This window comes from Actinotalea fermentans (genome assembly GCF_007991475.1).
Classification (GTDB): Bacteria; Actinomycetota; Actinomycetes; order Actinomycetales; family Cellulomonadaceae; genus Actinotalea; species Actinotalea fermentans.
The window spans coordinates 327,771-352,967 of sequence record NZ_BJYK01000009.1; the positions used below are offsets into that span (position 1 = coordinate 327,771).

At 75.9% G+C, this 25,197-nt stretch carries 28 protein-coding genes; 7 read left to right on the forward strand and 21 right to left on the reverse strand.

Translation table 11 applies throughout. The features are described from left to right. Positions 1-48: 48 nt before the first annotated feature. The 3 genes from AFE02nite_RS13430 to AFE02nite_RS13440 form a co-directional block, all read right to left on the reverse strand. A complete protein-coding gene (locus AFE02nite_RS13430; RefSeq protein WP_034247451.1) occupies positions 49-411 on the reverse strand; it encodes an NADH-quinone oxidoreductase subunit A in 363 nt (120 codons plus the stop codon). Between the two features lie 64 nt (positions 412-475). Beyond that, positions 476-1,777, reverse strand: a complete 1,302-nt coding sequence (locus AFE02nite_RS13435) for a geranylgeranyl reductase family protein (RefSeq protein ID WP_034247449.1) — start codon at positions 1,775-1,777, stop codon at positions 476-478. 162 nt (positions 1,778-1,939) lie between these two features. Next, the gene (locus AFE02nite_RS13440) at positions 1,940-2,638 is read right to left on the reverse strand and encodes a demethylmenaquinone methyltransferase (RefSeq protein ID WP_034247447.1); all 699 of its coding nucleotides are present in this window, start codon (positions 2,636-2,638) and stop codon (positions 1,940-1,942) included. A gap of 41 nt (positions 2,639-2,679) precedes the next feature. Between AFE02nite_RS13440 and AFE02nite_RS13445 the strand changes: the two genes are divergently transcribed. After that, positions 2,680-3,981 carry an isochorismate synthase gene (locus tag AFE02nite_RS13445; RefSeq protein WP_146819814.1) on the forward strand — a complete coding sequence of 434 codons (1,302 nt, stop codon included), beginning with the start codon at positions 2,680-2,682 and terminating at the stop codon, positions 3,979-3,981. Between the two features lie 4 nt (positions 3,982-3,985). Here AFE02nite_RS13445 and AFE02nite_RS13450 read toward each other — a convergent pair whose 3' ends face one another. The 4 genes from AFE02nite_RS13450 to AFE02nite_RS13465 all read right to left on the reverse strand — a co-directional run bounded on the left by AFE02nite_RS13450 (position 3,986) and on the right by AFE02nite_RS13465 (position 8,527). Further along, positions 3,986-5,299 (reverse strand): S1C family serine protease, encoded by a 1,314-nt coding sequence (locus AFE02nite_RS13450; protein WP_146819815.1) that lies wholly within the window; start codon positions 5,297-5,299, stop codon positions 3,986-3,988. Positions 5,300-5,385: 86 nt separating this feature from the next. Further along, positions 5,386-7,167: a 2-succinyl-5-enolpyruvyl-6-hydroxy-3-cyclohexene-1-carboxylic-acid synthase gene (gene menD / locus AFE02nite_RS13455; RefSeq protein ID WP_146819816.1), complete on the reverse strand. Its 1,782-nt coding sequence runs from the start codon at positions 7,165-7,167 to the stop codon at positions 5,386-5,388. Continuing rightward, positions 7,164-8,144 (reverse strand): o-succinylbenzoate synthase, encoded by a 981-nt coding sequence (locus tag AFE02nite_RS13460; protein WP_407643102.1) that lies wholly within the window; start codon positions 8,142-8,144, stop codon positions 7,164-7,166. Before AFE02nite_RS13460 ends, menD begins: the two co-directional genes overlap by 4 nt. 20 nt (positions 8,145-8,164) lie before the next feature. Continuing rightward, positions 8,165-8,527, reverse strand: a complete 363-nt coding sequence (locus tag AFE02nite_RS13465; protein ID WP_052114078.1) for a DMT family transporter — start codon at positions 8,525-8,527, stop codon at positions 8,165-8,167. 58 nt (positions 8,528-8,585) lie between these two features. Between AFE02nite_RS13465 and AFE02nite_RS13470 the strand changes: the two genes are divergently transcribed. Next, positions 8,586-9,515: a 1,4-dihydroxy-2-naphthoyl-CoA synthase gene (locus AFE02nite_RS13470; protein WP_034249142.1), complete on the forward strand. Its 930-nt coding sequence runs from the start codon at positions 8,586-8,588 to the stop codon at positions 9,513-9,515. Here the strand turns inward: AFE02nite_RS13470 and AFE02nite_RS13475 are convergent. Next, entirely contained in the window at positions 9,509-9,691 is a 183-nt protein-coding gene (locus AFE02nite_RS13475; RefSeq protein WP_052114079.1) for a hypothetical protein, read from the reverse strand. The genes AFE02nite_RS13470 and AFE02nite_RS13475 overlap by 7 nt on opposite strands. Positions 9,692-9,799: 108 nt before the next feature. Then, positions 9,800-10,894, reverse strand: a complete 1,095-nt coding sequence (locus AFE02nite_RS13480; RefSeq protein WP_034249143.1) for a DUF3048 domain-containing protein — start codon at positions 10,892-10,894, stop codon at positions 9,800-9,802. A 93-nt stretch (positions 10,895-10,987) separates the two neighbouring features. Here AFE02nite_RS13480 and menE point away from each other — a divergent pair, with 93 nt between their 5' ends. Both menE and AFE02nite_RS13490 read left to right on the forward strand, forming a co-directional pair. Beyond that, positions 10,988-12,130, forward strand: a complete 1,143-nt coding sequence (gene menE / locus AFE02nite_RS13485) for an o-succinylbenzoate--CoA ligase (protein WP_261765621.1) — start codon at positions 10,988-10,990, stop codon at positions 12,128-12,130. 31 nt (positions 12,131-12,161) lie between these two features. Then, positions 12,162-13,031, forward strand: a complete 870-nt coding sequence (locus tag AFE02nite_RS13490; RefSeq protein WP_146819818.1) for a 1,4-dihydroxy-2-naphthoate polyprenyltransferase — start codon at positions 12,162-12,164, stop codon at positions 13,029-13,031. On the opposite strand, the gene AFE02nite_RS13495 is transcribed toward AFE02nite_RS13490, so the two are convergent. Further along, positions 12,995-13,315: a DUF4229 domain-containing protein gene (locus tag AFE02nite_RS13495; protein ID WP_052114150.1), complete on the reverse strand. Its 321-nt coding sequence runs from the start codon at positions 13,313-13,315 to the stop codon at positions 12,995-12,997. The genes AFE02nite_RS13490 and AFE02nite_RS13495 overlap by 37 nt on opposite strands. 39 nt (positions 13,316-13,354) lie before the next feature. On the opposite strand from AFE02nite_RS13495, the gene AFE02nite_RS13500 reads away from it, so the two are divergent. Next, on the forward strand, positions 13,355-13,723 hold the full coding sequence (locus AFE02nite_RS13500) for a PLD nuclease N-terminal domain-containing protein (RefSeq protein ID WP_146819819.1): 369 nt from the start codon (positions 13,355-13,357) through the stop codon (positions 13,721-13,723). A gap of 56 nt (positions 13,724-13,779) precedes the next feature. On the opposite strand, the gene AFE02nite_RS13505 is transcribed toward AFE02nite_RS13500, so the two are convergent. The 9 genes from AFE02nite_RS13505 to AFE02nite_RS13545 all read right to left on the reverse strand — a co-directional run bounded on the left by AFE02nite_RS13505 (position 13,780) and on the right by AFE02nite_RS13545 (position 22,446). Next, positions 13,780-15,189: an HNH endonuclease signature motif containing protein gene (locus tag AFE02nite_RS13505; protein WP_146819820.1), complete on the reverse strand. Its 1,410-nt coding sequence runs from the start codon at positions 15,187-15,189 to the stop codon at positions 13,780-13,782. A gap of 65 nt (positions 15,190-15,254) precedes the next feature. After that, positions 15,255-16,229, reverse strand: a complete 975-nt coding sequence (gene ccsB, locus AFE02nite_RS13510; protein WP_034249516.1) for a c-type cytochrome biogenesis protein CcsB — start codon at positions 16,227-16,229, stop codon at positions 15,255-15,257. Then, the gene (gene resB / locus AFE02nite_RS13515; RefSeq protein WP_261765622.1) at positions 16,216-17,874 is read right to left on the reverse strand and encodes a cytochrome c biogenesis protein ResB; all 1,659 of its coding nucleotides are present in this window, start codon (positions 17,872-17,874) and stop codon (positions 16,216-16,218) included. Before resB ends, ccsB begins: the two co-directional genes overlap by 14 nt. Beyond that, positions 17,874-18,644, reverse strand: coding sequence for a cytochrome c biogenesis CcdA family protein (locus AFE02nite_RS13520; RefSeq protein WP_052114071.1), 771 nt, complete (start codon positions 18,642-18,644; stop codon positions 17,874-17,876). Before AFE02nite_RS13520 ends, resB begins: the two co-directional genes overlap by 1 nt. A 79-nt stretch (positions 18,645-18,723) precedes the next feature. After that, positions 18,724-19,314: a TlpA family protein disulfide reductase gene (locus AFE02nite_RS13525; protein WP_034249085.1), complete on the reverse strand. Its 591-nt coding sequence runs from the start codon at positions 19,312-19,314 to the stop codon at positions 18,724-18,726. 2 nt (positions 19,315-19,316) lie between these two features. Continuing rightward, complete coding sequence (locus AFE02nite_RS13530; protein ID WP_034249086.1) at positions 19,317-19,985, reverse strand: histidine phosphatase family protein; 669 nt, start codon at positions 19,983-19,985, stop codon at positions 19,317-19,319. Between the two features lie 76 nt (positions 19,986-20,061). Then, positions 20,062-21,006 carry a hypothetical protein gene (locus AFE02nite_RS13535; RefSeq protein ID WP_146819821.1) on the reverse strand — a complete coding sequence of 315 codons (945 nt, stop codon included), beginning with the start codon at positions 21,004-21,006 and terminating at the stop codon, positions 20,062-20,064. Continuing rightward, the gene (locus AFE02nite_RS13540; protein ID WP_146819822.1) at positions 20,999-21,670 is read right to left on the reverse strand and encodes a SigE family RNA polymerase sigma factor; all 672 of its coding nucleotides are present in this window, start codon (positions 21,668-21,670) and stop codon (positions 20,999-21,001) included. The genes AFE02nite_RS13535 and AFE02nite_RS13540 overlap by 8 nt, the downstream gene beginning before the upstream one ends. 209 nt (positions 21,671-21,879) lie before the next feature. Beyond that, a complete protein-coding gene (locus tag AFE02nite_RS13545; RefSeq protein ID WP_146819823.1) occupies positions 21,880-22,446 on the reverse strand; it encodes a MarR family winged helix-turn-helix transcriptional regulator in 567 nt (188 codons plus the stop codon). Between the two features lie 189 nt (positions 22,447-22,635). Between AFE02nite_RS13545 and AFE02nite_RS13550 the strand changes: the two genes are divergently transcribed. Continuing rightward, on the forward strand, positions 22,636-23,199 hold the full coding sequence (locus AFE02nite_RS13550) for a YceI family protein (protein WP_034248883.1): 564 nt from the start codon (positions 22,636-22,638) through the stop codon (positions 23,197-23,199). Positions 23,200-23,386: 187 nt separating this feature from the next. Here the strand turns inward: AFE02nite_RS13550 and AFE02nite_RS13555 are convergent, their stop codons facing one another. Continuing rightward, entirely contained in the window at positions 23,387-24,043 is a 657-nt protein-coding gene (locus AFE02nite_RS13555) for a redox-sensing transcriptional repressor Rex (RefSeq protein ID WP_034248879.1), read from the reverse strand. Beyond that, entirely contained in the window at positions 24,040-24,315 is a 276-nt protein-coding gene (locus tag AFE02nite_RS13560) for a glutaredoxin family protein (protein WP_261765623.1), read from the reverse strand. The genes AFE02nite_RS13555 and AFE02nite_RS13560 overlap by 4 nt, the downstream gene beginning before the upstream one ends. A 37-nt stretch (positions 24,316-24,352) precedes the next feature. Here AFE02nite_RS13560 and AFE02nite_RS13565 point away from each other — a divergent pair, with 37 nt between their 5' ends. After that, positions 24,353-25,177: an HAD family hydrolase gene (locus AFE02nite_RS13565; protein ID WP_222594397.1), complete on the forward strand. Its 825-nt coding sequence runs from the start codon at positions 24,353-24,355 to the stop codon at positions 25,175-25,177. Positions 25,178-25,197 lie beyond the last annotated feature (20 nt).

Below are 25,197 nucleotides of genomic sequence, written 5' to 3' on the forward strand. Positions count from 1 at the left end.
CTCCTCCTTCCTCCGTGATGCGACCAGTTGTGGGGGTGCCCGCCGCCGTCAGTCCCACTCGAACCCGCCGCGGCGCCACTCGTAGACGAAGGGCACGGTGATGAGGGCGAGGAACGTCACCATCGCGACGGCGCCGAAGACCGCGAGCTCGCCGAAGGTGACCGCCCACGGGTACATGAAGACGACCTCGATGTCGAAGATGATGAAGCTCATCGCGACCAGGTAGTACTTCACCGGGAAGCGACCGTGGCCGACGGCGTGCGGCGTGGGGTCGATGCCGCACTCGTAGGCCTCGAGCTTGGCCCGGTTGTACCGCCGCGGGCCGAGGATCGCGCTGGCGCCCAGGCCGCCGAGGGCCAGGACCGCCGCGATGCCCATGAGCACCAGGATCGGCACGTACGGGTTGGTCATCGTGACCTCCAGCCAGGTCGGGACGCGCGTGCCGGGAACGCCGACTGCGCCGAGTGTCGTCGGGTCATGCGGCCGGCGCAATCCGGGTCAGGGCGGCGATCAGGCGGTCCGACGCCTGTCCACCGCGCGGCTCGTACACGTCGGCGAGCAGCTTCATGACCAGCCGCATCAGCGCCGGTCGGGGCAAACCGTAGCGGGTGCACAGGTGCATGATCGCGGGCTGCTCGATCAGCTTCACGAAGATGCGCCCCAGCGAGTAGTAGCCGCCCAGCTCGTCGGCCATGACCTTCGGGTAGGTGGACAGCACGGCGTCGCGCGCGGCGGGGGTCCGGCGGGCGTGCGCCTGCACCACGACCTCGGCCGCGCGACGGGCCGCCTGCATCGCGTAGGCGATGCCCTCGCCGTTGAACGGGCTGACCATGCCGCCCGAGTCGCCCACCAGGAGCAGCCCGCGGTCGTACAGCGGCTTGCGGTTGAACGCCATCGGGAGCGCGGCACCGCGCACCGGGCCGAGCGGGGCGTCGACGTCGAACTGCCAGTGCTCCGGCGCGTTCGCCACCCAGCGCGCCAGCAGGTCCTTGTAGTCGATCTTCGTGGCCGTCGCGGTCGAGCTCACGCTGCCGAGGCCCACGTTCGCCGTGCCGTCGCCGAGCGGGAAGATCCAGCCGTACCCGGGCAGCAGGTTCGAACGGCCGGCCGGGCCGTCCCACAGCTCGAGGTGGGACTCCATCCACTCGTCGTCGTGCATGGGCGTGGCGAAGTAGGTGCGCACCGCGACGCCCATCGGGCGGCGGGGGTTCTTCTCGATGCCCATCGCGAGCGCGAGCCGCGCCGAGACGCCGTCGGCCGCGATCACGACCGGCGCGCGGTAGGTGACCTCGTCACCGGCCTTGCGCCCGGCGTCGTCCACCGGGCGGGCGGTGACGCCGACCAGGCGGCCGGTGCGCTCGTGCAGCACCGGGCCGGTGACCGCGGTCCGCTCGAGGATCTTCGCGCCGGCGGCGCGCGCGTGGTCGGCGAGCGCCGCGTCGAAGTCGCGCCGGGTGCGGGCCAGCCCGAAGTCGGGGAACGAGTCCAGCTGGGGCCACGGCATCTCGAGCCGGTGCCCGCCGCCGTAGACGCGCAGGCCCTTGTTGCGGATCCAGCCGTCCTCGGCGCGGATCGGCACGCCCATGGCCACGAGCTCGCGCACGGCGCGCGGCGTCAGGCCGTCGCCGCAGACCTTCTCGCGCGGGAAGGCCGTCTTCTCCAGGACGAGGACGTCGAGGCCGGCGCTCGCCAGCCAGTAGGCCGCCGACGCCCCGGCGGGTCCGGCGCCGACGACGACGACGTCAGCGTCGTCCTGTCGCTGGACTGTCCCCGCCACGCCTACCTCGCCGTCGACCGAAGGGTCCCTTGTGAAGCCGTTCACGAACGCGTAGGTCAGTCTAACGGCGCCGCGAGGGTGTGAACGCACGGCCCCCGACGCCGCCGCAACCGGGCAAAACCACCCACTCGCCGCGGGTCGCGCCGCGGGTCGCGCCGCTCGTCACGCCGCCGGCCGGGTCGCGCGGTGCAGCGCCACGATGCCACCTGACAGGTTGCGGTACGCCACGTCCGTCCAGCCGGCCCGGCGCAGGAGGCGGCCGAGGCCCACCTGGTCCGGCCAGGCGCGGATCGAGTCCGCCAGGTACTCGTACGACTCCGGGTCGGAGGACACCACGCGCGCCACCGCCGGCAGCGCCCGCATGAGGTACTCGGTGTAGACGGTCCGCAGCGGCTCGAACGACGGCGTCGAGAACTCGCACACCACGATCCGGCCGCCCGGCCGCGTCACCCGCGCCAGCTCGGCCAGCGCGTCCACGGTGTGGGCGACGTTGCGCAGCCCGAACGAGATGGTCACCGCGTCGAAGCTGCCGTCGGCGAACGGCAGGTGCAGCGCGTCGCCCGCGACGAACGGCAGGTCCGGGCGCCGCTCCTTGCCGGCCGTGAGCATCCCGAGCGAGAAGTCGCACGGCACCACGTGCGCACCGGCGGCCGCGAACGGCGCGCTCGACGTGCCGGTCCCCGCGGCGAGGTCGAGCACCCGCTCCCCCGGCCGCACCCCGACGGCGGCGAGGGTCGCCACGCGCCAGCGGCGGTCCTGCCCGAGGGACAGCACGTCGTTGGTGACGTCGTAGCGGCGGGCGACGGCGTCGAACATCGCCGCGACCTCGTGGGGGTTCTTGTCGAGCTGCGCACGTGCCATGCGTCCATCCTCCGCCATCCCAGCGCCTACCCTTGACGGCGATGACCGATCTGAACACGGGCGCGGCGACCACCCCCCTGCCCCTCGTCACGCGCACCGTCGCGATCGACCCGCTCACGCTGCCGGGCGACCTGACGGAGCTCCTGCCCGCCGACGGGGGCATCGCCTGGGTGCGACGCGCCGACGGCCTGGTCGCGTGGGGCGAGCTCACACGCATCACCACCACCGGCCCCGACCGCATGGCCGACGCCGACGCCGCCTGGCGCGAGCTCGTCGCCCACGCCGTCGTCCGGGACGAGGTGCACCTGCCCGGCACCGGGCCCGTCGCCTTCGGCTCCTTCTCGTTCGCGCCGGGCTCGGCCGCGGGCGGCGTGCTCGTGGTGCCGCGCGTCGTCGTCGGGCGCCGGGGTGCGTCCGCCTGGGTGACCACGCTGGCGCTCGGCGCCGTGGCCGCGCCCGTGACGCCGTCGGCGCAGCCCGCGCCCGCGGCACCCGGGGCGGTCACCTGGAGCGAGGGGGCGCTCGGCCCCGACGCCTGGCGCGCCGCCGTGGGGGCCGCCGTCGGGCGGATCCGGGCCGGGCGCCTGGACAAGGTGGTGCTCGCGCGCGAGGTGCACGCCCGGACCGCCGAGCCGCTCGACCCGCGCTGGGTGGTCGCGCGCCTGGCCACCGACTACCGCGCCTGCTGGACGTTCGCGGTCGACGGGCTCGTCGGCGCCACGCCCGAGCTGCTCGTGCGCAGCGAGAAGGGCCTGGTCACCTCGCGCGTGCTGGCCGGCACCATCCGCCGCACGGGCGACGACGACGCGGACCTCGCCCACGCCGCGCTGCTCGCGCACTCCTCCAAGGACCTCGAGGAGCACGAGTACGCGGTGTCGTCCCTGACCGACGCGCTGGCGCCGTTCTGCTCGTCCACGAACGTGCCCGAGACGCCGTTCGTGCTGCACCTGCCCAACGTGCTGCACCTGGCCACCGACGTCACGGGCGTGCTCGCCGCGGACGCGGCGGGCAACGGGGGCCCCGCGCCGTCGAGCCTCGCGCTCGCGCAGGCCCTGCACCCGACGGCCGCGGTCGCGGGCACCCCGACCGCCGACGCGTGCGCCCTCATCGACGAGCTCGAGGGCATGGACCGCGGCCGCTACGCCGGCCCCGTGGGCTGGATCGGCGCGGACGGCGACGGCGAGTGGGCGCTCGCCCTGCGCTCCGGCGAGATCGACCCGGCCGACGCGCGGCACATCCGGCTCTTCGCCGGCTGCGGCATCGTCGCCGCCTCGGACCCGGCCGCCGAGCTGGCCGAGTCCGAGGCGAAGCTGGAGCCGATGCGGCGCGCCCTCACCGACTGAGGGATCAGCCGCGGCTGCTCGACGGCAGGGTCACCGCCTGCTCGCGGGTGCCGAGCGTCACGTCCAGCTCGAGGGTCTTCCCCCCGCGCACCACGGTGAGCGTCACCACGTCGCCCGGTGCCCGCTCACGGACCTGGGCGGTCAGCGACTCGGCGCCGCTGACGGCCTCGCCGTCGAGCGCCACCACGACGTCGTCCTTGGCCAGCCCCGCCTGGGCGGCCGGCGAGTCCTGGCCCACCTGTCCGACGACGGCGCCCACGCGCGTCGCCCCGTCCGCGGTGCCGTGGCCGTCACCGAGCGTCACGCCGAGGAACGCGTGCTCAGCCGAGCCGTTCTGGACCAGCTCCGTGGCGACCCGCTCGGCGAGGTTGACGGGGATCGCGAACCCGAGGCCGATCGAGCCGCTCGAGCGCGAGGTCGTCAGGATCGACGAGGTGATGCCGACCACCCGGCCGGACGCGTCGAACAGCGGCCCGCCGGAGTTGCCGGGATTGATGGCGGCGTCCACCTGGATGGCGTTGGTGACGACGGGCTCGCCGCCGGTCGGCGACCCGGTCGAGACCGGTCGGTCGACCGCGGAGACGATGCCCGTGGTCACGGTGCTGTCCAGGCCGAGCGGGTTCCCGACGGCCATCACGGGCTCGCCGACCGCGACGGAGTCGGAGTCCCCGATGCTGGCCGCGACGAGGTCGTCCGGCGGGTCGACGAGGCGGATGACGGCGACGTCGGTGGTCGGGTCCGTGCCGACGAGCTCGGCCCCGTAGACCCGGCCGTCCATGAGCGTCACCGCGATCTCGCGGGCGTCACCGACCACGTGGTCGTTGGTGAGGATCCGGCCGGACTCGTCGACGACGACGCCCGAGCCCTCGCCCTGGCCGCTGCCCGTGCTCACCTGGATCGCCACCACCGACGGCCGGACCGCCTCGGCCACGGCCTGCCAGTCGGGCCGGTCGGCCGTGCTCGTCACGGGCGCCGGGTCGACGGTCTTCGCCGCGGAGCGCGCCGCGTCGTCGACCGACGCGACGGCGGCGGGCGCGTCGTTCGAGTCGAGCGCCCGGACCACACCCACGGTCCCCGCGCTCGCCAGCACCGCGGCCACGGCGGCGGTCGCGACGATCGCGGGCCACGGCCGGGGGCGGCCCGGGCCGTGCGCCGCACCTGCGTAGGGCGCCGGAGCCGCACGGAGCGTCGGAGCTGCGTAGGGAACCGCCTGCGGAGCGGCGGAGGGCGCGGCGTGGGGCGCGGTGTAGGGCGCCGGAGGCGGCGCTGCCGGTGTGAAGGGTGGGTGCTGGATCTCTCGCGGGTCGTCGGTGCTCATGTCTGACCTCCTCGACCGACATGACACGCGACCGCCCTGGCCCACCCCTGTGCCATTCCTGTGGGCCGCCTGAGACCCTCCCGCGGTCAGCCCTGCACGGCGTCGTGCACGGCGCCCTGCACGGCTTCGTGCACGGCCTCGGCGAGCCGCGCGTGCAGCGTGCGCCGCCCCGCGCGGTCCACGGTCACCTCGACCACCTGCGTCCCCACCACGGGAGCGGCGAGCGCGCGCGCGAGCGCGTCCGCGTCATCGACCCGCACGTGGTCGACGCCGTAGCCGGCGCAGAGCGCACCCAGGTCCGCCCCGTGGGGCGTGGCGAACACCCGCTCGAAGCCGCGCTCGTGCGCGGGCTCGCCGTGCTCGAGGGTCGCGAAGACCGACCCGCCGGCGTCGTGGGCCACGACGACGCGCAGTTCGGGCCGCCGCTCGAGCGGGCCGACGAGCAGGCCGCCGGCGTCGTGCAGGAAGGTCAGGTCGCCCACGTAGGCCGTGATTGGGCGGCCCAGGCCCAGCGCCAGCCCGGACGCCGTCGAGAGCGTGCCGTCGATCCCCGACAGCCCGCGGTTGGCGAGGACCAGCGGCGGCTCGGCCCACTCGGCGACCAGGTCGAGGTCCCGCAGGGGGTTCGACGCGCCCACGAGGAGCGCGCCGTCCGGCCGGCCGCGCAGGCTCTCGGCGACGAGCGCCGCGACCTGCGGGCCGACGAGGGCGCCGTCACCGGCGTCGATCACCCCGCGCACGGCGTCCGCCGCGGCCTCCCCCGCGGCGCGCCACCGGTCCAGCCAGGCGGGGTCGCCGCCCGCCGCGGCGGGCGCGCGGAGCCAGTCGGGCACCCGCGAGAGCACGTAGGTGGCCCCCCGCCCGGCGTCGGGCGTCGCGGAGCCCTGGTGCACGACGGCGATCGACCGCAGGCCCCTCCGGGCGAGGAGCGCGGACACGGGCCGGCTCAGCGTCGGCCGCCCGAGGACGACGACGCGGCGCACGTCGTCCGCGAGCGCGCCCAGCACCAGCCGGTACGCGCGGATCGCGTTCGGCCCGCCGCGCGCGCCCGACGACGGCTCGGCGAGCAACGGCCAGCCGTTCGCCTCGGCGACCTCGCGCGCGACCCGCCCGGCGCCGTCGCCCGCCACGACCAGCGTCGGCTCGTCCGCGGCCCAGCCGCGCAGCGGGCGGTCGGCGGCCTTGGCGTCCGCGCTCAGCCGGAGCGGCGCCACCTCGGTGGCCCGCGGCACGCGGGTGGGCAGCGGCCGGGGCGGCCACGCGTCGTCGTCGGGCACGAGCGGCTCGCGGTAGGCGAGGTTGAGGTGCACCGGACCCGGGTCGCCGCTCGCCGTGCCCGTGGCGGCCGCGACCGCCTCCTCGGCGACCTTGCGCAGGTGCGCGGACTCCCCCGCCCGGCCGGTGGGCGCGGAGATGTCGAACGTCATCCGCACGGCGCGGGCGAACATGCCCGGCTGCTCGGTGGTCTGGTTGGCGCCGGACCCGCGCAGCTCGTGCGGCCGGTCCGCGGTCAGGAGCAGCAGGGGCAGGCCCGCGTGGTGCGCCTCCACCACCGCGGGGTGCAGGTTCGCGACCGCGCTGCCCGACGTCGTCACGACCGCCACCGGCGCGGCCGGCCCGACCCCCGCCTGCACGACGGCGGCGCGCGCCAGGCCGAGCGCGAGGAACCCGGCGGCGCGCTCGTCGATGCGCACGTGCAGGTCCAGCGCGGGGGCGCCGTCGGGCCGCTCGCCGTCGGGGCGCGCCGCCTGGGCGAGCGCGTGCGCGAGCGGCGCGCTGCGCGAGCCCGGGGCGAGCACGACGTGCCGCACGCCCAGGTCGGCGAGGGCCTGCAGCAGCAGCCGGGCAGCCCCGGTCGACGGGTTCACCGGTCCTCGACCTCCGATCGGCCTTCGGCGGCTGCCTGCACCGCCCGGATCCGGGGGGCCCACCGCTCGTCGTCCCCCGCGGCGGCCGCGCGCTCGGCGGCGGCCGCGAGGAGGTCCGGGTCGGGCGCCGGGCGGCGCACCGGGATCGCGCCCGCCACGGGCAGCAGCGGCTCGGCGACGACGTCGGCCGCGAGCAGGCGCGCGGTCGCCAGCCCGCACGCGTACGGGAGCTCCGGCAGCGCGGCGGCGAGCGCAAGGCCCGCGGCGAGCCCCACCGAGGTCTCCAGGGCGGAGGACACCACGACGGGCAGCCCCACCCGCTCGGCGAGCGCCAGGCACGCGCGCACCCCGCCCAGCGGCGCCACCTTGAGCACGACGACGTCGCACGCGCCCGCGCGCACGGCCGCCATCGGGTCGGCGGCGAGCCGGATGGCCTCGTCGGCCGCGATCGGGACGTCGACGCGGCGGCGCACCGCGACGAGCTCGTCGACGGTGCGGCACGGCTGCTCGACGTACTCCAGGCCGCCGGCGGCGCGGTCGAGCGCCCGGATCCGCGCGACCGCCGCGTCCGCGTCCCAGGCGGCGTTCGCGTCCACCCGGATGCGGCCGGCCGGGCCGAGCGCGTCCCGGACGGCGGCCACGCGGGCCTCGTCGTCGGCGGGCTGCTGGCCGGGTTCGGCGACCTTGACCTTCGCCGTCGTGCACCCCGAGCCGGCGACGATCGCGCGCGCCCGCTCGGGGTCCACGGCCGGCACCGTGACGTTCACGGGGACCGCTGCCCGCACGGGCTCCGGCCAGCCGACGTCCGCGGCCTCGCGGGCGGCGCGCCACCACGGGGCGGACGCCGCCGCGTCGTAGTCCCAGAAGGGCGCGAACTCGGCCCAGCCGGCCTCGCCGCGCAGCAGGACGCCGTCGCGCTCGGTCAGCCCGCGGAACCGCGTGACGAGCGGCACGCGGTAGACGACGACGTCGGGCACGGTCGCCACGGTAGTGGGGATCAGCGGACGGACTCGACGGCGACGTCGGACGCGTGGTCCTCCGGCTCCCCGCCGAACAGGTGCAGCCCCACGATCCCGGCCACGATGAGGACCAACGAGACGATCTTGCCGACGCTGACGGCCTCGCCCAGCCACACCATCCCGACGACCGCCGTGACGGACGCCCCGATGCCGGTCCACACCGCGTACGCGATGCCGACGGGCAGGCTGCGCAGCGCGAACGCCAGCCCGCCCATGCTCGCCGCGAGCAGCACCCCGAACAGCACCGTGGGCCCGGGGCGGCTGAAGCCCTCGGAGGCCTTGAGGCTGAGCGCCCAGCCGGCCTCCAGCAGCCCGGACACGATCAGCACGAACCACGCCATGACGCCTCCCTCGTTGCTGTCCGAGGGTACGGGGCGGGCCACTCGCTAGGGTCGGAGCGTGATCCCCGACCGCGTGTCCGAGACGTTCGACCCCCAGCGCTGGCGCACCGTGCCGGGCTTCGAGGACCTCACGGACGTCACCTACCACCGGGCCGTGACCGACGCCCGGGACCTGCCCTGGGTGCGCGTCGCCTTCCACCGGCCCGAGGTGCGCAACGCGTTCCGCCCGCACACGGTCGACGAGCTCTACCGGGTGCTCGACCACGCCCGGTGCTCGCCCGACGTCGGCGTCGTCCTGCTGGGCGGGAACGGGCCCAGCCCCAAGGACGGCGGCTGGGCGTTCTGCTCGGGCGGCGACCAGCGCATCCGCGGGCGCGACGGGTACCGGTACGAGACCGAGACCGGTGACGCGCGCGAGATCGATCCCGCCCGCGCCGGCCGCCTGCACATCCTGGAGGTGCAGCGGCTGATCCGGACGATGCCGAAGATCGTGGTCGCCGTCGTCGACGGCTGGGCCGCGGGCGGGGGGCACTCGCTGCACGTGGTCTGCGACCTCACGGTCGCCTGCCGGCAGCACGGCCGCTTCAAGCAGACGGATGCCGACGTCGGCTCCTTCGACGGCGGGTACGGCTCGGCGCTGCTGGCCCGGCAGGTGGGCCAGAAGCGGGCCCGGGAGATCTTCCTCCTGGCCCGCGAGTACTCCGCCGACGACGCGGAGCGCTGGGGCGCGATCAACGAGGTCGCCGAGCACGAGGACCTCGAGGACCTCGCCTGGCAGTACGCCCGGACGATCGTCGGGAAGTCCCCGCAGGCGGTGCGGATGCTGAAGTTCGCGTTCAACCTCGCCGACGACGGGCTGGCCGGTCAGCAGGTGTTCGCCGGGGAGGCGACCCGCCTGGCGTACATGACCGACGAGGCCGTCGAGGGCCGTGACGCGTTCCTCGGCAAGCGCCCGCCGGACTGGTCGGCGTTCCCGTACTCCTACTGAGGCATCACCAGCAGCAGGCCCAGGCCGGCCAGCTGCCGCAGCGCGAGCGCTCCGACGAGCGTCACGCCGAGCAGCAGCGCCAGCGAGACCAGGGTGGGCACGGCCGACCGCAGGTGATCCCGGCGGGCGGCGTCGCGCTCGAGGTCGATGTCGGTGAAGTGTGCGTCGTGTGCCATGCCTCAAGCCTCGGCCGCGGCCGGGTCCGGGCGCGTCGGCCCGTCGTCTCGACCGTGCGCCGCGGTGCTGCGACCGAGGGTTGGTGATCCCTCATCCCGTGGGTGGAGCTAGCCGACGGTGACGGACCCGGTCTCGGCGGGCACGAGCTCGACCCACGTGTTGCCGGGTGCGAGGAGCGCCGGGGAACCGTCCGCGAGGAAGAGCTGCAGGGGCTCGTCCCGCCCGGCCTTGCGCCAGCGGACGGCGACCTGCGAGCCGCCCGTCGCGAGGATGCCGTCACCCTCGCCCTCGAGCACGTACGTGGGCACGGGAGCGTTGTTCTGGGCGAGGAACCCGCTGGCCGGGTGCGAGGCGGTGATCGAGACGACGTTCACCGCGGACAGGCGGGCGCCGCTCTCGGCCATGGCCGCGCTGTCCCCCTCCGAGCGGAGCCACGTGCCGGACCCGGCGTCCCACGTCCACGACGGCCGCGACTGGCCGGAGAGCCGGAACGCGAGCGTGCCCGCGGGCGTGCCCGCGCGGACGGCGCTGGCGAGCGCCGGACGCAGGGCGAACTGGAACTGCTGGGCCGGCGGGGCCGAGTGGTCGCCGTCGGCCTGCGCGAGGAAGTCGGTGAGCGAGCCGTAGACGTTGTGCGGCGCGGACCGGCGGCTGACCCGGTAGAGGCCGTCTGCCCCGGCGTCGTGGCTGATCACCTGCAGGGGTGAGTTCGCCGCGAGGGAGAGGATCCCGGGCTGCCCGCCGGAGAACACGATGAGCCCGCGCAGCGGCGAGGCGATCGGCATGTCCATCGGGCGCACGGAGCGGATCGGGCCGATCTCCTCCGGCAGCTGGCTGTGGAAGACCGCGACGAGGCGCGAGACCTCGAACTCGACGATGGTCTCCCAGACGACGTCGGCGGCCTCGAGCCCGGACTGCGGGCGCGCCTGCGACGTGTTCTCGATCTTGACCGCGACCGCCGGCCGGAGGGCCACCTCCGCCGTCGTGACGCCGGTCAGGGGCCAGGTCAGCGGGACGGTGGGCGTGGGCGGAGCGGTGCGCGTCTGCGGCACGTCGGGCGTGACGGTGACGTCCGGCAGGGGCTCCGGCGTCTCGGCGCTGCTGCACGCCGCGAGCGCGGACGCGAGGACCGCGAGGACGGCGATGCCCGCCCGGGTACTCGCGCTCCGGCGCCTGCGGATGATGGTCGCGGACGGTGCCACTGCTGTTCCTCCTCGTCACCGGGCGAGCCGGCGGACGCTCCCTGCGCTGCCTTCGCAGCCCGGTCCACTCTATGGCCCGCCTACCCTGGGATCGTGCAGCGCCGTGTCCTTCCCGTGGAGGTTCACCCCGGTGAGCTGCCCCGGGTGGCCGCCGCGCTCGACGGCAGCGGCCCCGCGCTGGCGCCGCTCCGGCCGGGCATGCCGAGCGCCGTGGCGGCCGACGCACGGGTGCCCGACGACGTCGCGCTCGTGGTGACCACGTCCGGGTCCACCGGCGAGCCGCGCGCGGTGCTCCTGGACGTGGCCGCGCTCCGGGCGTCGGCGGACGCCACGCACGACCGGCTCGGCGGGCCCGGGCGCTGGCTGCTGACCCTGCCCCTGCACCACGTCGCCGGGCTGCAGGTGGTGGTCCGCTCGCTCCTCGCGGGCGCGGCGCCCGTGTCGCCCCCCGCGGGCGACGGCTTCGACCCGGCCGCGGTCGCGGCGCACCTGGCCGCGCTGCCGCCCGACGAGCGGCCGCGGTACGGCTCGGTGGTGCCGACGCAGCTGCACCGGATCGTCGCCCTGGCGGGGCGCGACCTGCGCCCGTGGGCGGACCTCGACGCGATCCTCGTGGGCGGCGCGGCCACCGCACCGGCGCTCCTGGCCCGCGCGCGCGACGCCGGGCTGCGCGTCGTGACGACCTACGGCGCGACCGAGACCTCGGGCGGGTGCGTCTACGACGGCGTGCCCCTGGCCGCCGCCACGGCCCGGATCGCCGACGGCGTCGTGCACCTGGGCGGGCCGACGCTCGCCCGCGGCTACCTGGGGCGACTCGACCTCGACGCGGCCACGTTCGTCACCGCCGAGGGGGCGCGGTGGTTCCGCACCGGTGACCTGGGCGAGCTGCACGACGGCGTCCTGCGCGTGCTGGGCCGGGCGGACGACGTCATCGTGACCGGCGGCGTGAAGGTCGCCCCGGCGGCCGTCGAGGCGGTGCTGGCCGAGCTGCCGGGCGTCGCGCAGGTCTGCGTGGTCGGCGTGCCCGACGACGAGTGGGGGAGCCGCGTGGTCGCCGTCGTCGTGCCCGGCGGCGGGCGCGTGCCGGACCTGGCGGAGGTCCGCGCCGTCGTGCGACGTACCCTGGGAGCCGCGGCCGCCCCCCGCCGAGTCGTGCTCGCCGACGCACTGCCGGAGCGCGGGCCGGGGAAGGTGGACCGCGCCGGCGTGGCCGCCCTGGCCGCGTCACAGGGCTGACGCCTCCGCAGCGGGGCGAGGACGGAGACGCATGGCGACCGCCGGCGAGTGGCTCGAGGGCGCCCGGTTGCGCACCCTGCCGGCGGCGATCGCGCCGGTGCTCGTGGGCACCGGCGCCGCGGCCCAGGTGGACGGCGCCGACGCCGGCCGCGCCCTGCTCGCCGCGGGCGTCGCGCTCGCGCTGCAGGTGGCGGTGAACTTCGCGAACGACTACTCCGACGGCGTGCGCGGCACCGACGCGCAGCGGGTCGGGCCGCTGCGACTCACCGCATCCGGTGCGGCGCGGCCCGGGCAGGTCAAGGCGGCGGCGTTCGCGTCGTTCGCGGTGGCGGCCGTGCTGGGGCTCGCGCTCGTCGCGCTGAGCGGGCAGTGGTGGCTGCTCGCGGTGGGCGCGGCGGCGATCGCGGCCGCCTGGTACTACACCGGCGGGCGGCACCCGTACGGCTACCTCGGCCTCGGCGAGGTGGGGGTGTTCCTGTTCTTCGGGCTCGTCGCGGTGCTCGGCACGACGTACACCCAGGCGGGGGTCGTCACCTGGCCGGCGGTGCTCGGCGCGACGGGCGTCGGGCTGCTCGCGTGCGCCCTGCTGACCGTGAACAACATCCGGGACGTGCCCGGCGACGCGCTGTCCGGCAAGCGCACGCTCGCGGTGCGCTTCGGCGAACGCCGGGCGCGGCGCACGTACGCGTGGCTCCTCGGGCTCGCGTTCGTCGCGGGTGCGGCCTGCGCGGTCGAGGCGACGGGGGCGCTGCTCGTGCTCCTCGCGGCGCCGGGGGCGGTCGTGCTCTCGATCACGGTGCTCGCTGGCGCCCGTGGCGTCCTGCTCAAGCCCGTGCTGGCGGGCACCGGCCTGCTCGAGCTGGGCTACGGGGTGCTGCTGGGGCTCGGGCTCGCGATCTGACCGTCCGGGGGCTCCTCGCGCAGCCGGTCGGCGATCGCGTCCTCGGCGGCGGCGTCGTCCTCGACCGCGCGGGAGAAGCGCGGGCCGGTCCCTTCCGCGCGCCGGTCCGCGATCCACTGGGCGGCGGCGACCCGCTGCTTGCCGAAGAGCACGTAGCTCAGCGCTGCGGCGACGACCGTCGCGACGATGACGAGGAGCCAGCTGCCCATGCCCGCGAGCCACAGCCCACCGAGCGCGAGGACGAAGACCCCGAGCCGCAGCAGGGAGTAGGTGACGACCGGCACCAGGCCAGCCTAGGCGCCTGCGCGGCTTACCCTGGGTGGATGCTCCGCGCCCTGGTCTACGTGGTTCCGATCGCACTGGCGATCTTCGCCCTGATCGACCTCTCGCGGAGCCTGCCCGAGGAGCGAGCGGGCCTCCGCCGGACGCTGTGGGTCGCGATCATCGTCCTGCTGCCCGTGCTCGGCCCGATCGTGTGGATCGCGGTCAGCCGCAACTCGCGGGCCGGCAGCGCCCCGGCGCGCCCCCGACCGCTGCCCCCGATGGCGCCCGGCCGCGGTCCCCTGCGCCCGCCGACCCGTCGCCCCGGCCCCGTCGCCCCCGACGACGACCCGGAGTTCCTCTGGCGCCTCGAGCAGGAGCGCCGCCGCGCGGCGGGCGAGCCGCCGTCGGAGGACCAGCCCCCGGCCTGACGGCACCTCGGGAGCCCAGCCGCCGGCGTCCCGGCGCGCCGGCACAGCGCCGCGCCTCAGGCACAGGCGTCGAGCTCGAACGCTCCCTGGTCGGGACCCGCTCTCCCACCGGGCGGCCCACCTTCACCGCCGACACGCGACGCCTCACCACCACGCGGCGCCTCACCACCGATGCGCGACCCGTCCCGCCGCGCGAACGTGAACCCGCCCGCGCCGTCGTGGCTGATCGCGACGTCGCGCTGATGCACCTGCCGATGGTGGAACGCGCACAGCAGGATCCCGTTGCTGACCTCGGTGAGGCCGTCGCGGCTCCACCAGATGATGTGGTGGACCTCGCAGATCATCGGCGGCGCCGAGCACCCGGGGTACCTGCACGTCCGGTCGCGGGCCACGACCGCCGCCCGCTGCGGTCCGGTGAACGTCCGCTGCGCCCTGCCGACGTCGAGCGGCTGCCCCGCGGGGCCGAAGACCACGCGGGTGATCCGCGCGTCGCACGCGATGCGCGCGAACGCCGACGGGGCCAGCGGCGTGCCGTCGTCGAGCTCGGCGGGCTCGCCGAGCGATCCGTCGGCGGCCTCGAGCGCGCCGGTCGCGTCCTGCGGCCCGTCGCCGTCGCCCGCGAGCGCGGCGTAGGTCTCGTAGGGCACGTGCACGAGCAGGTGCGGCCGGACGAGCGCCGTGCCACCGCCCTCGAGCCCGTGGTCGAGGACGGCCTGCGCGAGACCGGTGAGGGCGGCGGCTGCCCGCTGCTCCGGCGTCCGACGGTCGTCCGCCGCGGGCACGCCGGCGGCCGTCCGCAGGGCCGTGGCCAGGATCTCCGCGTTCTCGGCGGCGAGGAAGCCCTGGATGTCGACGCCGTCACGGCGCCGGACCAGCCGCAGGTGCTCGCGCTCGATCGCGGCGCGGTGCTCCGCCTCGTGCGCGGCCTGGTCCACCGCGGCCGCCCACTTCTTCGCGAGCCGCCGGAAGTCGTCGACGCCCAGGCGCCGCGCGGCACCGACGAGGAACGCCTCGTTGCGGTCGGGCCGGTCCGAGGCCAGGGCGGCCCGCCGCGCGTCGGACGTGGCCGCGACCTCGCTCAGCACCTGCGCGTGCTCCAGGCTGATCCGGCCGGCGGCCACCTCGCGGCCCGCCGCGGGCACCTCGCTCTCGAGCGCGCGGCCCAGCGCGAGCTCCCGACGCGCGGTGCCCACCGAGGACCCGCCGCGCCGTGCGACCCACTCCGGGAAGGTGCGCGCCGTGCCCGAGGCGGCCCAGCGGCCGTCGTCGGCGATCCGGGCGGCGAGCCGCGCCCGCACCGCGCCCAGGCGGTCCCCGACACCGCGCAGGGTGTCGTGCGCGGCGGCGAGCTCGGTGACCTCGACCGAGCCCAGGTCCGTGGCGGCGAGGGCCGCCGCCGCCTCGCTCAGCGCGGCGAGCAGCGGCTGCAGGCCGGAAGCCTGCGTGACGCCGCTGCGGTCGGTCATGCCCTCGCCCTTCGAACTGGTGTGCTAATGCTAGCACACCAGGGCGATTCGGACACCCCCGCGCATCACACCTCGGCGTACGTGTGCTTCCCCTGGAAGAACAGGTTCACGCCCGTGAAGTTGAACAGCACCGCCGCGAACCCGATGATCACGAACCACGCCGCGCGGCGCCCGGACCAGCCCGCCGTCGTGCGCGCGTGCAGGTAGGCCGCGTAGATCACCCAGACGACGAACGACCAGGTCTCCTTGGGGTCCCAGCCCCAGTAGCGACCCCACGAGTGCTCGGCCCAGACGGCGCCGGCCATGATCGTGAAGGTCCACAGCACGAAGCCCACGGCGGTGATCCGGAACGACAGCGCCTCGAGGTCGCGCGCGGGCGGCAGGGCGTCGAGCGACCGCCAGCGCGGCCCGCCCACGCGGACCGACCCGCTGTCGCGCGAGTCCTTGAGCAGCTGCAGCGCGCTCGCCGCGAAGGAGACCGTGAACAGCCCCGAGGAGATCGTCGCGATCGAGACGTGGATGACCAGCCAGTAGCTGTCGAGGACGGGCTGCACCGGGTCGGCCGGCAGGTAGAACACCGCGATCGCCAGCCCCAGCGCGAGCACCGCGAGCCCCAGCACGATCGACCCGAGGAACCGCACGTCCCGCCAGCGCGTCAGCGCCACGAAGGTCCCGACGGCGACCAGCGTGCCGATCATCGTGAACTCGTACATGTTCGCCCACGGCACGCGCCCGGCCGCGATCCCGCGCAGCACGGCGGCGACCAGGTGGAACCCCAGCCCCAGCACCGTGACCGCCATCGCGATCCCGGCGGCCCGACGGCGCCGCCCGGCCGGCTCACCCGGGTCGGCACCTGCGACGACGCCCGCCTCCGCACTCTCGACGGCGCCACCGCCCACCTTGGCCAGCGCCCGCTCGCGGGCGACGACGCCCCGCGCGTCGGCCAGGCGGGCCAGGTCGATGGCGAAGGCGACGAACGCGACCGCGTACGCCGTCGCCGCACCCCAGACCAGGGTGTCGCTCAGCTCACCGATGCTCATCGGTTCCTCCGTCGTCGTCCTCGGGGGCCTCCCCGAGCGCGCGCACCGAAGCGGTGACTCGCGCCAATTCTCCCGGCAACCCTAGGTCGTCTCCCCGGGCCAATGCCGCGAAGGCCACCACTGTACGTCCGTCATGATCAGTTGCGCGCACCCAGATCCGCCGCCGCGGCGTGAACAGCGACACGGACAGCCCCAGCAGGGCCGCCACGGCCGAGGCGAGGACCGCGGCCAGCGCCGGGTCGTGCCGCAGGTCCAGCGCGGCGAACCGCGGCAGCCCGTCCCACGTGAGGGTGCCCAGGCCGTCCGGCAGCTCGACCGTCTGGCCCGGCTCGACGAACAGCGTCACCGGCGCGCCGTCGGCGTCCGTCACCTGCTCCATCCGGTCCACGTCCAGCTCGTAGACGTTCTGCGGCACGCCCGTATCCAGGCCCAGGTCTCCGCGCCACACGCTCAGCACCAGCAGCGGCGCGGCCGGGTCCGGGTGGACCGACGCCGCGCCCGCCGGCGACACGACCGCCGTCGGCAGCAGGAAGCCGACCAGGCCCACCTGGTCGCCGGTGGACACGTCGGGCACCTTGATCACGCCGCGCGAGGTGTAGACCGCGTCCTGCGGCAGGAACGGCACCGGGCCCGCGAACGCGACCTCGCCGGCGGCGTCGCGCACCGTGACCTCCGGTGCGTAGCCGTTGCCCTGCAGGTAGACCTTGGCGCCACCGACCTCCAGCGGCCGGTTGAGCCGGATCACCGCCGGCTCCCCCGCCCCGCCGGGCCGGTGCACCGTGACGTCCGCCTGGAAGTCGCGCGGCCGCGCGTCGGCGTCGAACACCGCGTCGAACTCGTCCAGGGTGAGCGTGAACGGCACCAGCGACCCCGGGTCGAACCCCGAGCCCGCGACGAACGTGTCGTAGTCCGTCACCGAGTTCGCGAAGCCGCGTCCCTCGACGACGATCGCCTGCCCCCGGTAGTGGAACAGCTGCCCGACGGCGACCGACACCAGCAGCCCCACGAGCGCCAGGTGGAACACGATGTTCCCGGTCTCGCGCAGGTACCCGCGCTCGGCGCTCAGCGTGCCGGCCTCGAGCGACACCACGCGGAAGCGCGGCAGCCGCGGCACGCGCCCGACGAGCGCAGCCCGCGCGGCCGCGAGCGCCTCCTCCGGCGTCGCGGCCACGACCGCCTCGTCGCGCACGGCGAAGCGCTCGAACCGGCGCGGCGCGCGCGGCGGCCGCGACCGGGCGGCCCGCACGTGCACGCCGACGCGCGGCACGATGCACCCGATCAGCGACACGAAGAGCAGCAGGTACACGGCCGAGAACCACACGGACGCGAAGACGTCGAACAGCCCGAACCGGTCCAGCCACGGCGCCAGGTCCGGGTTCTCCGCCAGGTACCGCGCGACGGCCGCCGGGTCCTGCGGCCGCTGCGGCAGCACCGAGCCGGGGATCGCCACGACCGCGAGCAGCACGAGCAGCATCAGGGCCACCCGCATGCTCGTCAGCTGCCGCCACGTCCACCGCGCCCAGCCGGCCGGTCCCAGCCGCGGCAGCCGGACCGGCCCCTCGGCACCGCCACCACCGTCACCACCCGCACCCTCGGCACCGCCCGGGGCCAGCGGCGACATCTCGTCCACGAGGTCGTCGGGCATCACACCACCGTCTCGAAGCCGCCGATGGTGCCCTGGAGGGCACCCGTGAACCGTCCCCACAGGCCGGTGACCAGCGCGAGCCCGATGAGCACGAGCACCACGCCGCCGATCCTCATGATCGCGAGCCGGTGCCGGCGCAGGAAGCCCAGCGCGCGCGTCGACCGCTCGAAGCCCAGCGCCAGTAGGAGGAAGGGCAGCCCCAGCCCCACGCAGTACGCGACCGACAGCGCCGCGCCGCGCGCGGCCGAGCCCTCGTCGAGCGCGAGCGTGTAGACCGCGACCAGCGTCGGCCCGATGCACGGCGTCCACCCGAGCCCGAACACGAACCCGAGCACCGGCGCGCCCCACAGCCCCGCGCGCGGCGCCAGCCGCAGCTTCGCGGTGCGCTGCGCGAACGGCATCCAGCCGACGAACACCAGCCCCATGAGCACCACGAGCACACCCGCCACCCGCGTGATCACGTCGCTCCAGCGGGCGAGCGCCGCCCCGAGCGAGCCTGCGAGCACCCCGAAGGCCACGAACACGACCGCGAACCCGGCGACGAACAGCGCCACGCCCAGGAGCGTCCGCCCGCGCGTCGCGGTTCCGCCGCCCCCGCCCGACGCGCGGCCCGCCCCGGCCGCGGACCCGGTGGAGCCGGCGCCGGCACCCATCCCCGCGCCCGCCATCCCCGACACGTAGCCCAGGTACCCCGGGACCAGCGGCAGGACGCACGGCGACGCGAACGACACCAGCCCGGCGAGGACCGCGAGCGGCAGGGCGGCGAGCATCGACCCGTCGAGCACCGTGGCCTGCACGGTGTCGCCGATCGAGGTCCAGACCGCCACGGCGGTCGTCACCGGCGCCCCCTCACCCGGCGTCCTCGGCCAGCAGGTCGTCCACGACCGTGCGCAGCGTGCTCGGGTCGATCACCCCGAGCACCCGCGCGGCGACCAGCCCGTCCGCGTCGAGGACCACCGTCGTCGGCACGGCCTGCACCGGCACGATGCCCTGGAGCGCGGCGATGGCGGCGCCGTCGGCGTCGTGCACCGAGGGGTAGGGGATCGCGAAGGTGCGCTCGAACGCCTGCGCGGCGCCGGCGTCGTCGGTGGAGTTGATGCCGAGCACGTGCACGCCCGCGTCGGCGTAGTCCTCGGCGAACGCGACCAGGTCGGGCGCCTCGGCGCGGCAGGGCGGGCACTGCGCGTACCAGGTGTTGAGCACGACGACGTCGCCCCGCCAGTCCGCGACGTCCACCGCCGTCCCGGCGAAGTCGGTCCCGGCGATCTCGACGGGCCCCTCGCGGTCGGGCGCGTCCCAGGTCACGACCGAGCGGTCGCCCGAGACGTAGCCCGTCTGGGCGCCCTCCTCGTCCCAGCCGCCGGTGATCGTCGGGGAGCAGGCCGCGAGCGCGAGCGCGAGCAGGGCGGCCACTCCGGCACCGCGCGTCGTCCGCCCCATCGTCACGCCCCGGGGACGGTGCTCGCGCCGGGGAGCAGGGCGGCCGCCGGCTCGGAGTAGGTCACGCCGACCAGCTGGTCCCCCTCGTAGTGCAGCGACGTGAGGGAGGCGAGGCTGCACTCGCGCTTGCGCGGGTCGTGCCACAGGCGCCGCCCCTCGAGCGCGGACCGCACGATCCAGATCGGTAGCTGGTGGCTCACCACGACGGCCTCGTGCCCCTCCGCGGCCCGACGCGCGGCGTGGATGCCCGCGAGCATCCGCGCGACCTGCTCGCGGTACGGCTCGCCCCACGACGGGCGGAACGGGTTCCACAGGAACCGCCAGTGCGTCGGCCGGCGCAGCGACCCGTCGCCGACGCCGAAGGTCAGGCCCTCGAAGTGGTTCGTCGCCTCGAGGAAGCGCTCGTCGCTGCCGACCTCGAGCCCGAACTCCGCGGCGATCGGCGCGGCCGTCTCCTGCGCGCGCTGCAGCGGCGAGGCCACCACGTGCACGACGTCGCGGCGCTGCGCGCCGTCCCGGCCGCCCAGGTGCTCGGCGACGCGCTCGGCCATCGCGCGGCCGCGGTCCGACAGTCGGTAGCCGTCGAGGCGGCCGTAGAGCACGCCCGTCGGGTTGTGGACCTCGCCGTGGCGGAGCAGGTGGACAGTCGTCGTGACCGGGGTGGCGACCATGGGACCAGTGTCCCTTACCGGACTGTGTGCCCGGGTGCTGCTCGGACGGGCCGATCAGCTCACTGCGGCGTGCTCGTCACCGTGGCGCAGCCACCACCCAGAACCGGCCCCAGACCTCGCCGTCGGGCCACAACAGGACGACGCGGTAGGCGCCTGGGTCCAGGCCCAGCACCATCACGCCTTGCGTCCCGTCGCCGATGTCCGAGAGCGCGACCGGGTCCGCGACCGTCACCCAGGCGCCGTCGATCCACGCGTCCACCCGGGCCCGCTCGGCGGGGCCGGTCAGCGGCAGGTGCCCGTCCGGCACCACCTGGGCGACGACGAGCGGGCCGGTCGGGTCGGTCGTCAGCAGCGGTCGCCGGACCTCGAGCGACCGCTCGTCGAGCGGAGTCAGGGGCGCAGCTGCGGGCGCGCCCTCGGCGATCTCGAGCACCGCCGAGGCCACGGCACCGGAGCGCGCCGTGTGGCTGATCCGGTACCAGCCGGGCTCCAGGCCCGCGGTGCTCATGCGCATCGCGGGTCCCGGCAGCGCCGGCTCGGGGGCGATCTCGACGGGCTGGAAGTCGACGGCCGTCCCAGGCTCCATCACCGAGGCGGCGCACGGGTCCGCGGGCAGGCACCACAGCAGGGGCTCGTGGCGATCCACCCACTCCCCATCGAGCCAGCGCTCCACCGAGGCGAGCTGGTCGAAGACCTGGCCACCGCCGGTCTCGTCGACGAGCACGCCGACGACGTCCGCGCCGGGAGGCACCCGCTCGGCGCTCAGCCACAGCTGGGCACCGCCGCTCTCCTGGGGCGGCGGCGCGACGGGCGGCGCCGGGGTGCGGTCGATCAGCGCCAGCCCGCCGACGGCGAGCGCCGCGACCACGGCCACCGCCGCGAGCCCGCTCCCCACCTGGCGGGCGCGCCGACGCCGTCGGGCGCGGTGCAGCAGCGAGCCGACCGCCGCGTCGTCGAGCGCGGGCGCCGGCAGGGCCGCGTCGAAGCGTGCGCGCAGGCCCGGGCCCAGGAGCTCAGCCATCGCCGCCACCTCCCCGTTCGCTCCCCCGCGCGTCGGCCGTCCGCGCGTCGGCCGCCGCGAGCACCTCGCGCAGCCGGTCGAGCCCGCGCGAGAGCGTCGACTTCACGGTGCCCACCGAGACACCGAGCATCTCCGCCACCTCGGCCTCGGGCAGGTCCACCAGGTACCGGAGCACGACGACGCGGCGCTGCTGCGCCGGCAGCGTCCGCAGCGCGCGCAGAAGCAGGTCACGTTCGGCCTGGGGGCCCTCCGGCGAGGCCCCGGCCGCCCCTGCGCCCGCCCGGCCCGCCACGACGACGTCGTCGGGCGCCACGAGCACCTCGCGACGCCGCAGCCGCCACACGTCGATGCGGGCCGTCGCGACCGCGCGTCGGGCGTAGGCGAGCGGGTCCGTCAGCCGCGGCCAGGCGAGGTAGGTGCGCACGAGCGCCTGCTGCGCGAGGTCCTCGCCGCGGGCACGCTCGCCGCAGAGCAGCCACGCCGTGCGGACCAGGACCGGCCCATGCGCGGCCGCGAACGCGCTGAACTCCGCGTCCCGGTCCCCGCGCCCGGCCACCCGCACGGGCACGTGCTCGGGGGCGCGCTCAGCGCCTCCCGCGGCGCCACCGTCCGCCGACGCGCGCACGCCGAGCCGGTCGCCCAGCTCGCCCGGCGCTGCACCCATGCCCTCTAGACGGCGCACGGACACCAAAGGTTGAGCCCGCCGGGCGCGGTCGCCACTGAGCGTGGCCCGCCGCTCTTGTGACGGGTGGGGACAGAGGGGCCCCTGAGAGGTCCCACCCACCACATCCGTCACCTCAGCACCAGGTGCGGCGGTGCGTGAACGGCGGCTGGGTGCGGCGGTTCGAGCACGGACGCCGGGCGCGGAGCGTGTCAGGCCTCGGGCGCAGCCTCCGGCGCGATCTTGTCCATCGCGAGGCCGAGCGCCGCGAACTCCTCGTCGGTGAGCACGTCGACGAGCTGCGCGCGCACCTCGCGCACGTGACCGGGCGCGGCCGCGGCGAGCGCGGCGTACCCGGCGTCGGTCATCGCGCAGTTCACGCCGCGGCGGTCGTCCGGGCAGGGCCGGCGCTCCACCAGGCCGCGGTTCTCCAGCCGCCCGACGGCGTGCGTGAGCCGGCTGCGCGAGTGCACGACGGCGACGGCGAGCTCCGACATCCGCATCGTGCGCTCGGGCGACTCCGAGAGGCGCACGAGGATCTCGTACTCGCTGAGCGAGAGGCCGGCGTCGCGCTCGAGCTGGCGCGTGAGGGCCTCCGTCAGCCGGGCCGTGCCCGTGATGACGGCGCGCCAGTGACGCTGCTGGTCGGTGGTGAGCCAGGGGACGTCGTCGGGGATCGGGCCGCACTCGGTCTGGACCAGGTCGGTCCGGACGGCGCTCGCCTGCGCGGCGCCCGCCTGCGTGGGCCGCGCCTCGTCGGCCAGTGCCTGCTGGGCCATCGCCCCGCTCCTCTCCTCGGTGTGCGCTCCGAGTGTGCGCCCTGGGTGTGCGCCCTGGGTGTGCGCACCCCCGTGTTGCGAACCTGGAACCACTGTAGTACAACTGTCAACTACATGGTTGATGCTTCAATCATTGCAGCGTCAACATCATCAGTCAGCACCGCCATCAGCATCACCAAGGGAGCCACCATGACCAGCACGACCACCACCACCCTTCCCGTCGGCGTCACCCCGGGCACCTGGGCCGTCGAGACCTCGCACAGCCGCGCCGGCTTCTCCGTGCGCCACGCGGGCATCGCGAAGGTCCACGGCACCGTCGCCATCACCGGCGGCGAGATCGTCATCGGCGACACCATCGAGGCCAGCTCGGTCGTCGCCACGCTCGACCCCGCGACCGTCGACACCGGCGCCGAGCAGCGCGACGGCCACCTCAAGAGCGCCGACTTCTTCGAGGTCGAGACCTACCCGACCTGGGAGTTCCGCTCCACGGCCGTGCGCGCCGACGGCGAGGACTTCGCCATCGACGGCGAGCTCACCATCCGCGGCACCACCCGCCCGGTCACGCTGAAGACCACGTTCGAGGGCGCCGCCACCGACCCGTTCGGCGCCTCGCGCCTCGGCGCGACCGCGACCGTCGAGATCTCCCGCAAGGACTTCGGCCTCACCTGGAACGCCGCGCTCGAGACCGGCGGCGTGCTCGTCGGCGACAAGATCACCATCACGCTCGACATCGAGGCCGTCGCCCAGGCCTGACCAGGCCTGACCAGCCGCCGTCGGCCCGCACGGGCCACGGCCGAGAACCTCGGGCCCGCCTGGGTGGGCCCGAGCAACGCCCGGCTCCCTTCGGGGGACCCGCCGGGTCCGCGCCCCCGGCGTCGGGCCCGGCGGGTGCCGGCGGCACCACCAGCGGCCTCAGCCCCGCCCGCCAGGGCAGGCGGCCTCAGCCCCGCTCGAGCGTCCGCTGCCGCGCGTGGAAGGCCAGGATCTGCAGCTCGGTCGCCAGGTCGACGGACCGCAGGTCCACATCCGCCGGCACCTGCAGCACCCGCGGGACGAACGTGAGGATCCCCGTCACCCCCGCCGCGACCAGCCGGTCGCACACCTCCTGCGCGACCGCCGCCGGCGTCGCCAGCACGGCGAGCGTGGCGCCCTCGCGCTGCACCACCTCGCCCAGCCGCGCGTCGTCCTCCACGACCAGCCCGGCCACCGTCGTCCCGACGACGCGCGGGTCCGCGTCCACCAGGGCCGCCACCCGGAAGCCCGTCCCGGCGTCCACCACGTAGTTCGCGAGCGCGTGCCCCAGGTTGCCGATGCCGACGATGACGACCGGCAGGTCCCCCGTCATCCCCAGCTCGGCCGCCACCTGCGCCTGCAGGTGCTCGACGTCGTACCCCACGCCCCGCACGCCGTGCGAGCCCAGGAACGACAGGTCCCGGCGCAGCTGCGCCGACCCCACGCCCGCCAGCTCCGCCAGCTCGCCCGACGACGTCCGCGCCACGCCCTGCGCCGCCAGCTCGTCGAGGGCCCGCAGGTACACCGGGAGCCGCGCCACCGTCGACGGCGGCACGGCGCGACGCAGCGGGGACCCTGCCGTCACGCGCTGCCTGCCAGCGCTCGCCGCAGCCGCATCGGGTCGATGCGCCAGTGGTCCACCAGGACCCCGTCGACGGTGACCGCCGGCACCAGCTCGCCGAAGAGCGACCGCGTGCTCGGGGAGACGTCGATGTCCACCTCGTTGAACGGCACGCCGAGCTCCTCGGTCACGCCCGCGACCACCTCGCGGCCCGTCGCGCACAGGTGGCACCCGGCGCGCACGTAGAGGACGACCCGGCCATCGCTCCCCATCGAGCGGTCATCAGCAGCCACCATGGGCCAACCCTAGGGCGATGGCTACAGTGAAGGAGTGGTGGCCGAGCCGAGTCCCGTCGCCGGCCCCTCCGCGGAGCCGTCGCGGGTCGCCGCCTTCTTCGACCTCGACAACACGATCATCCGCGGCGCGAGCGCCTTCCACCTGGCCTCCGGCCTGCGCGCGCGGGGCTTCTTCACGACGTTCGACCTGCTGCGCTTTGCGGTGCACCAGGCGCGCTACCTGACGTTCGGCGAGGACCTGCACCAGATCGCGACCGTCCGCGACCGTGCCCTGTCGATCGTCGCCGGCCGCTCGGTCGCGGAGGTCGCCGCCATCGGCGAGGAGGTCTGGGACGAGGTCCTGTCGCTGCGGATCTTCCCCGGCACGCACGCCCTGCTCCGCGAGCACCTGGCGGCCGGCCACCAGGTGTGGATCGTCACGGCGAGCCCCGTCGAGATCGGCGAGCTCATCGCGCGGCGGCTGGGTGCCACCGGCGCCCTCGGGACCGTCGCCGAGCACAGAGACGGCTTCTACACGGGGCGCCTGGTGGGCGCGATGCTGCACGGCAAGGCGAAGGCCGCCGCCATCGTCGCGCTCGCCGAGCGGGAGGGCATCGACCTGGCCCGGAGCTGGGCCTACAGCGACTCCCTCAACGACGTGCCGATCCTGTCGGAGGTCGGCCACGCCGTCGCGATCAACCCCGACCGGCGGCTGCGCGGCCACGCCCGCACGGCCGGCTGGCCGGTGCAGGAGTTCCGCGGACGCCGACGCGCGGCGGCCCGCCGCAGCGCGCAGACGGCGAGCTGGGCCGGCACGGCCTGGGTGGCGAGCCTCGTCGTCCGCGCCGTGCGCCGCGCCCTGCGCCGCCGCCTCGCCGCCTGATCGCCGCCTGAGCGCCGCCG

What these genes read in the sequence shown, in the direction of transcription:
- AFE02nite_RS13430 (WP_034247451.1), bottom strand. Translation starts at nt 411, where the DNA reads ATGACCAACCCGTACGTGCCGATCCTGGTGCTCATGGGCATCGCGGCG.
- AFE02nite_RS13440 (WP_034247447.1), bottom strand. Translation starts at nt 2,638, where the DNA reads ATGGCACGTGCGCAGCTCGACAAGAACCCCCACGAGGTCGCGGCGATG.
- AFE02nite_RS13445 (WP_146819814.1), top strand. Translation starts at nt 2,680, where the DNA reads ATGACCGATCTGAACACGGGCGCGGCGACCACCCCCCTGCCCCTCGTC.
- AFE02nite_RS13450 (WP_146819815.1), bottom strand. Translation starts at nt 5,299, where the DNA reads ATGAGCACCGACGACCCGCGAGAGATCCAGCACCCACCCTTCACACCG.
- AFE02nite_RS13465 (WP_052114078.1), bottom strand. Translation starts at nt 8,527, where the DNA reads ATGGCGTGGTTCGTGCTGATCGTGTCCGGGCTGCTGGAGGCCGGCTGG.
- AFE02nite_RS13475 (WP_052114079.1), bottom strand. Translation starts at nt 9,691, where the DNA reads ATGGCACACGACGCACACTTCACCGACATCGACCTCGAGCGCGACGCC.
- AFE02nite_RS13490 (WP_146819818.1), top strand. Translation starts at nt 12,162, where the DNA reads ATGGCGACCGCCGGCGAGTGGCTCGAGGGCGCCCGGTTGCGCACCCTG.
- AFE02nite_RS13500 (WP_146819819.1), top strand. Translation starts at nt 13,355, where the DNA reads ATGCTCCGCGCCCTGGTCTACGTGGTTCCGATCGCACTGGCGATCTTC.
- AFE02nite_RS13505 (WP_146819820.1), bottom strand. Translation starts at nt 15,189, where the DNA reads ATGACCGACCGCAGCGGCGTCACGCAGGCTTCCGGCCTGCAGCCGCTG.
- ccsB (WP_034249516.1), bottom strand. Translation starts at nt 16,229, where the DNA reads ATGAGCATCGGTGAGCTGAGCGACACCCTGGTCTGGGGTGCGGCGACG.
- resB (WP_261765622.1), bottom strand. Translation starts at nt 17,874, where the DNA reads ATGCCCGACGACCTCGTGGACGAGATGTCGCCGCTGGCCCCGGGCGGT.
- AFE02nite_RS13520 (WP_052114071.1), bottom strand. Translation starts at nt 18,644, where the DNA reads ATGCTCGCCGCCCTGCCGCTCGCGGTCCTCGCCGGGCTGGTGTCGTTC.
- AFE02nite_RS13525 (WP_034249085.1), bottom strand. Translation starts at nt 19,314, where the DNA reads ATGGGGCGGACGACGCGCGGTGCCGGAGTGGCCGCCCTGCTCGCGCTC.
- AFE02nite_RS13530 (WP_034249086.1), bottom strand. Translation starts at nt 19,985, where the DNA reads ATGGTCGCCACCCCGGTCACGACGACTGTCCACCTGCTCCGCCACGGC.
- AFE02nite_RS13535 (WP_146819821.1), bottom strand. Translation starts at nt 21,006, where the DNA reads ATGGCTGAGCTCCTGGGCCCGGGCCTGCGCGCACGCTTCGACGCGGCC.
- AFE02nite_RS13540 (WP_146819822.1), bottom strand. Translation starts at nt 21,670, where the DNA reads ATGGGTGCAGCGCCGGGCGAGCTGGGCGACCGGCTCGGCGTGCGCGCG.
- AFE02nite_RS13545 (WP_146819823.1), bottom strand. Translation starts at nt 22,446, where the DNA reads ATGGCCCAGCAGGCACTGGCCGACGAGGCGCGGCCCACGCAGGCGGGC.
- AFE02nite_RS13550 (WP_034248883.1), top strand. Translation starts at nt 22,636, where the DNA reads ATGACCAGCACGACCACCACCACCCTTCCCGTCGGCGTCACCCCGGGC.
- AFE02nite_RS13560 (WP_261765623.1), bottom strand. Translation starts at nt 24,315, where the DNA reads ATGGTGGCTGCTGATGACCGCTCGATGGGGAGCGATGGCCGGGTCGTC.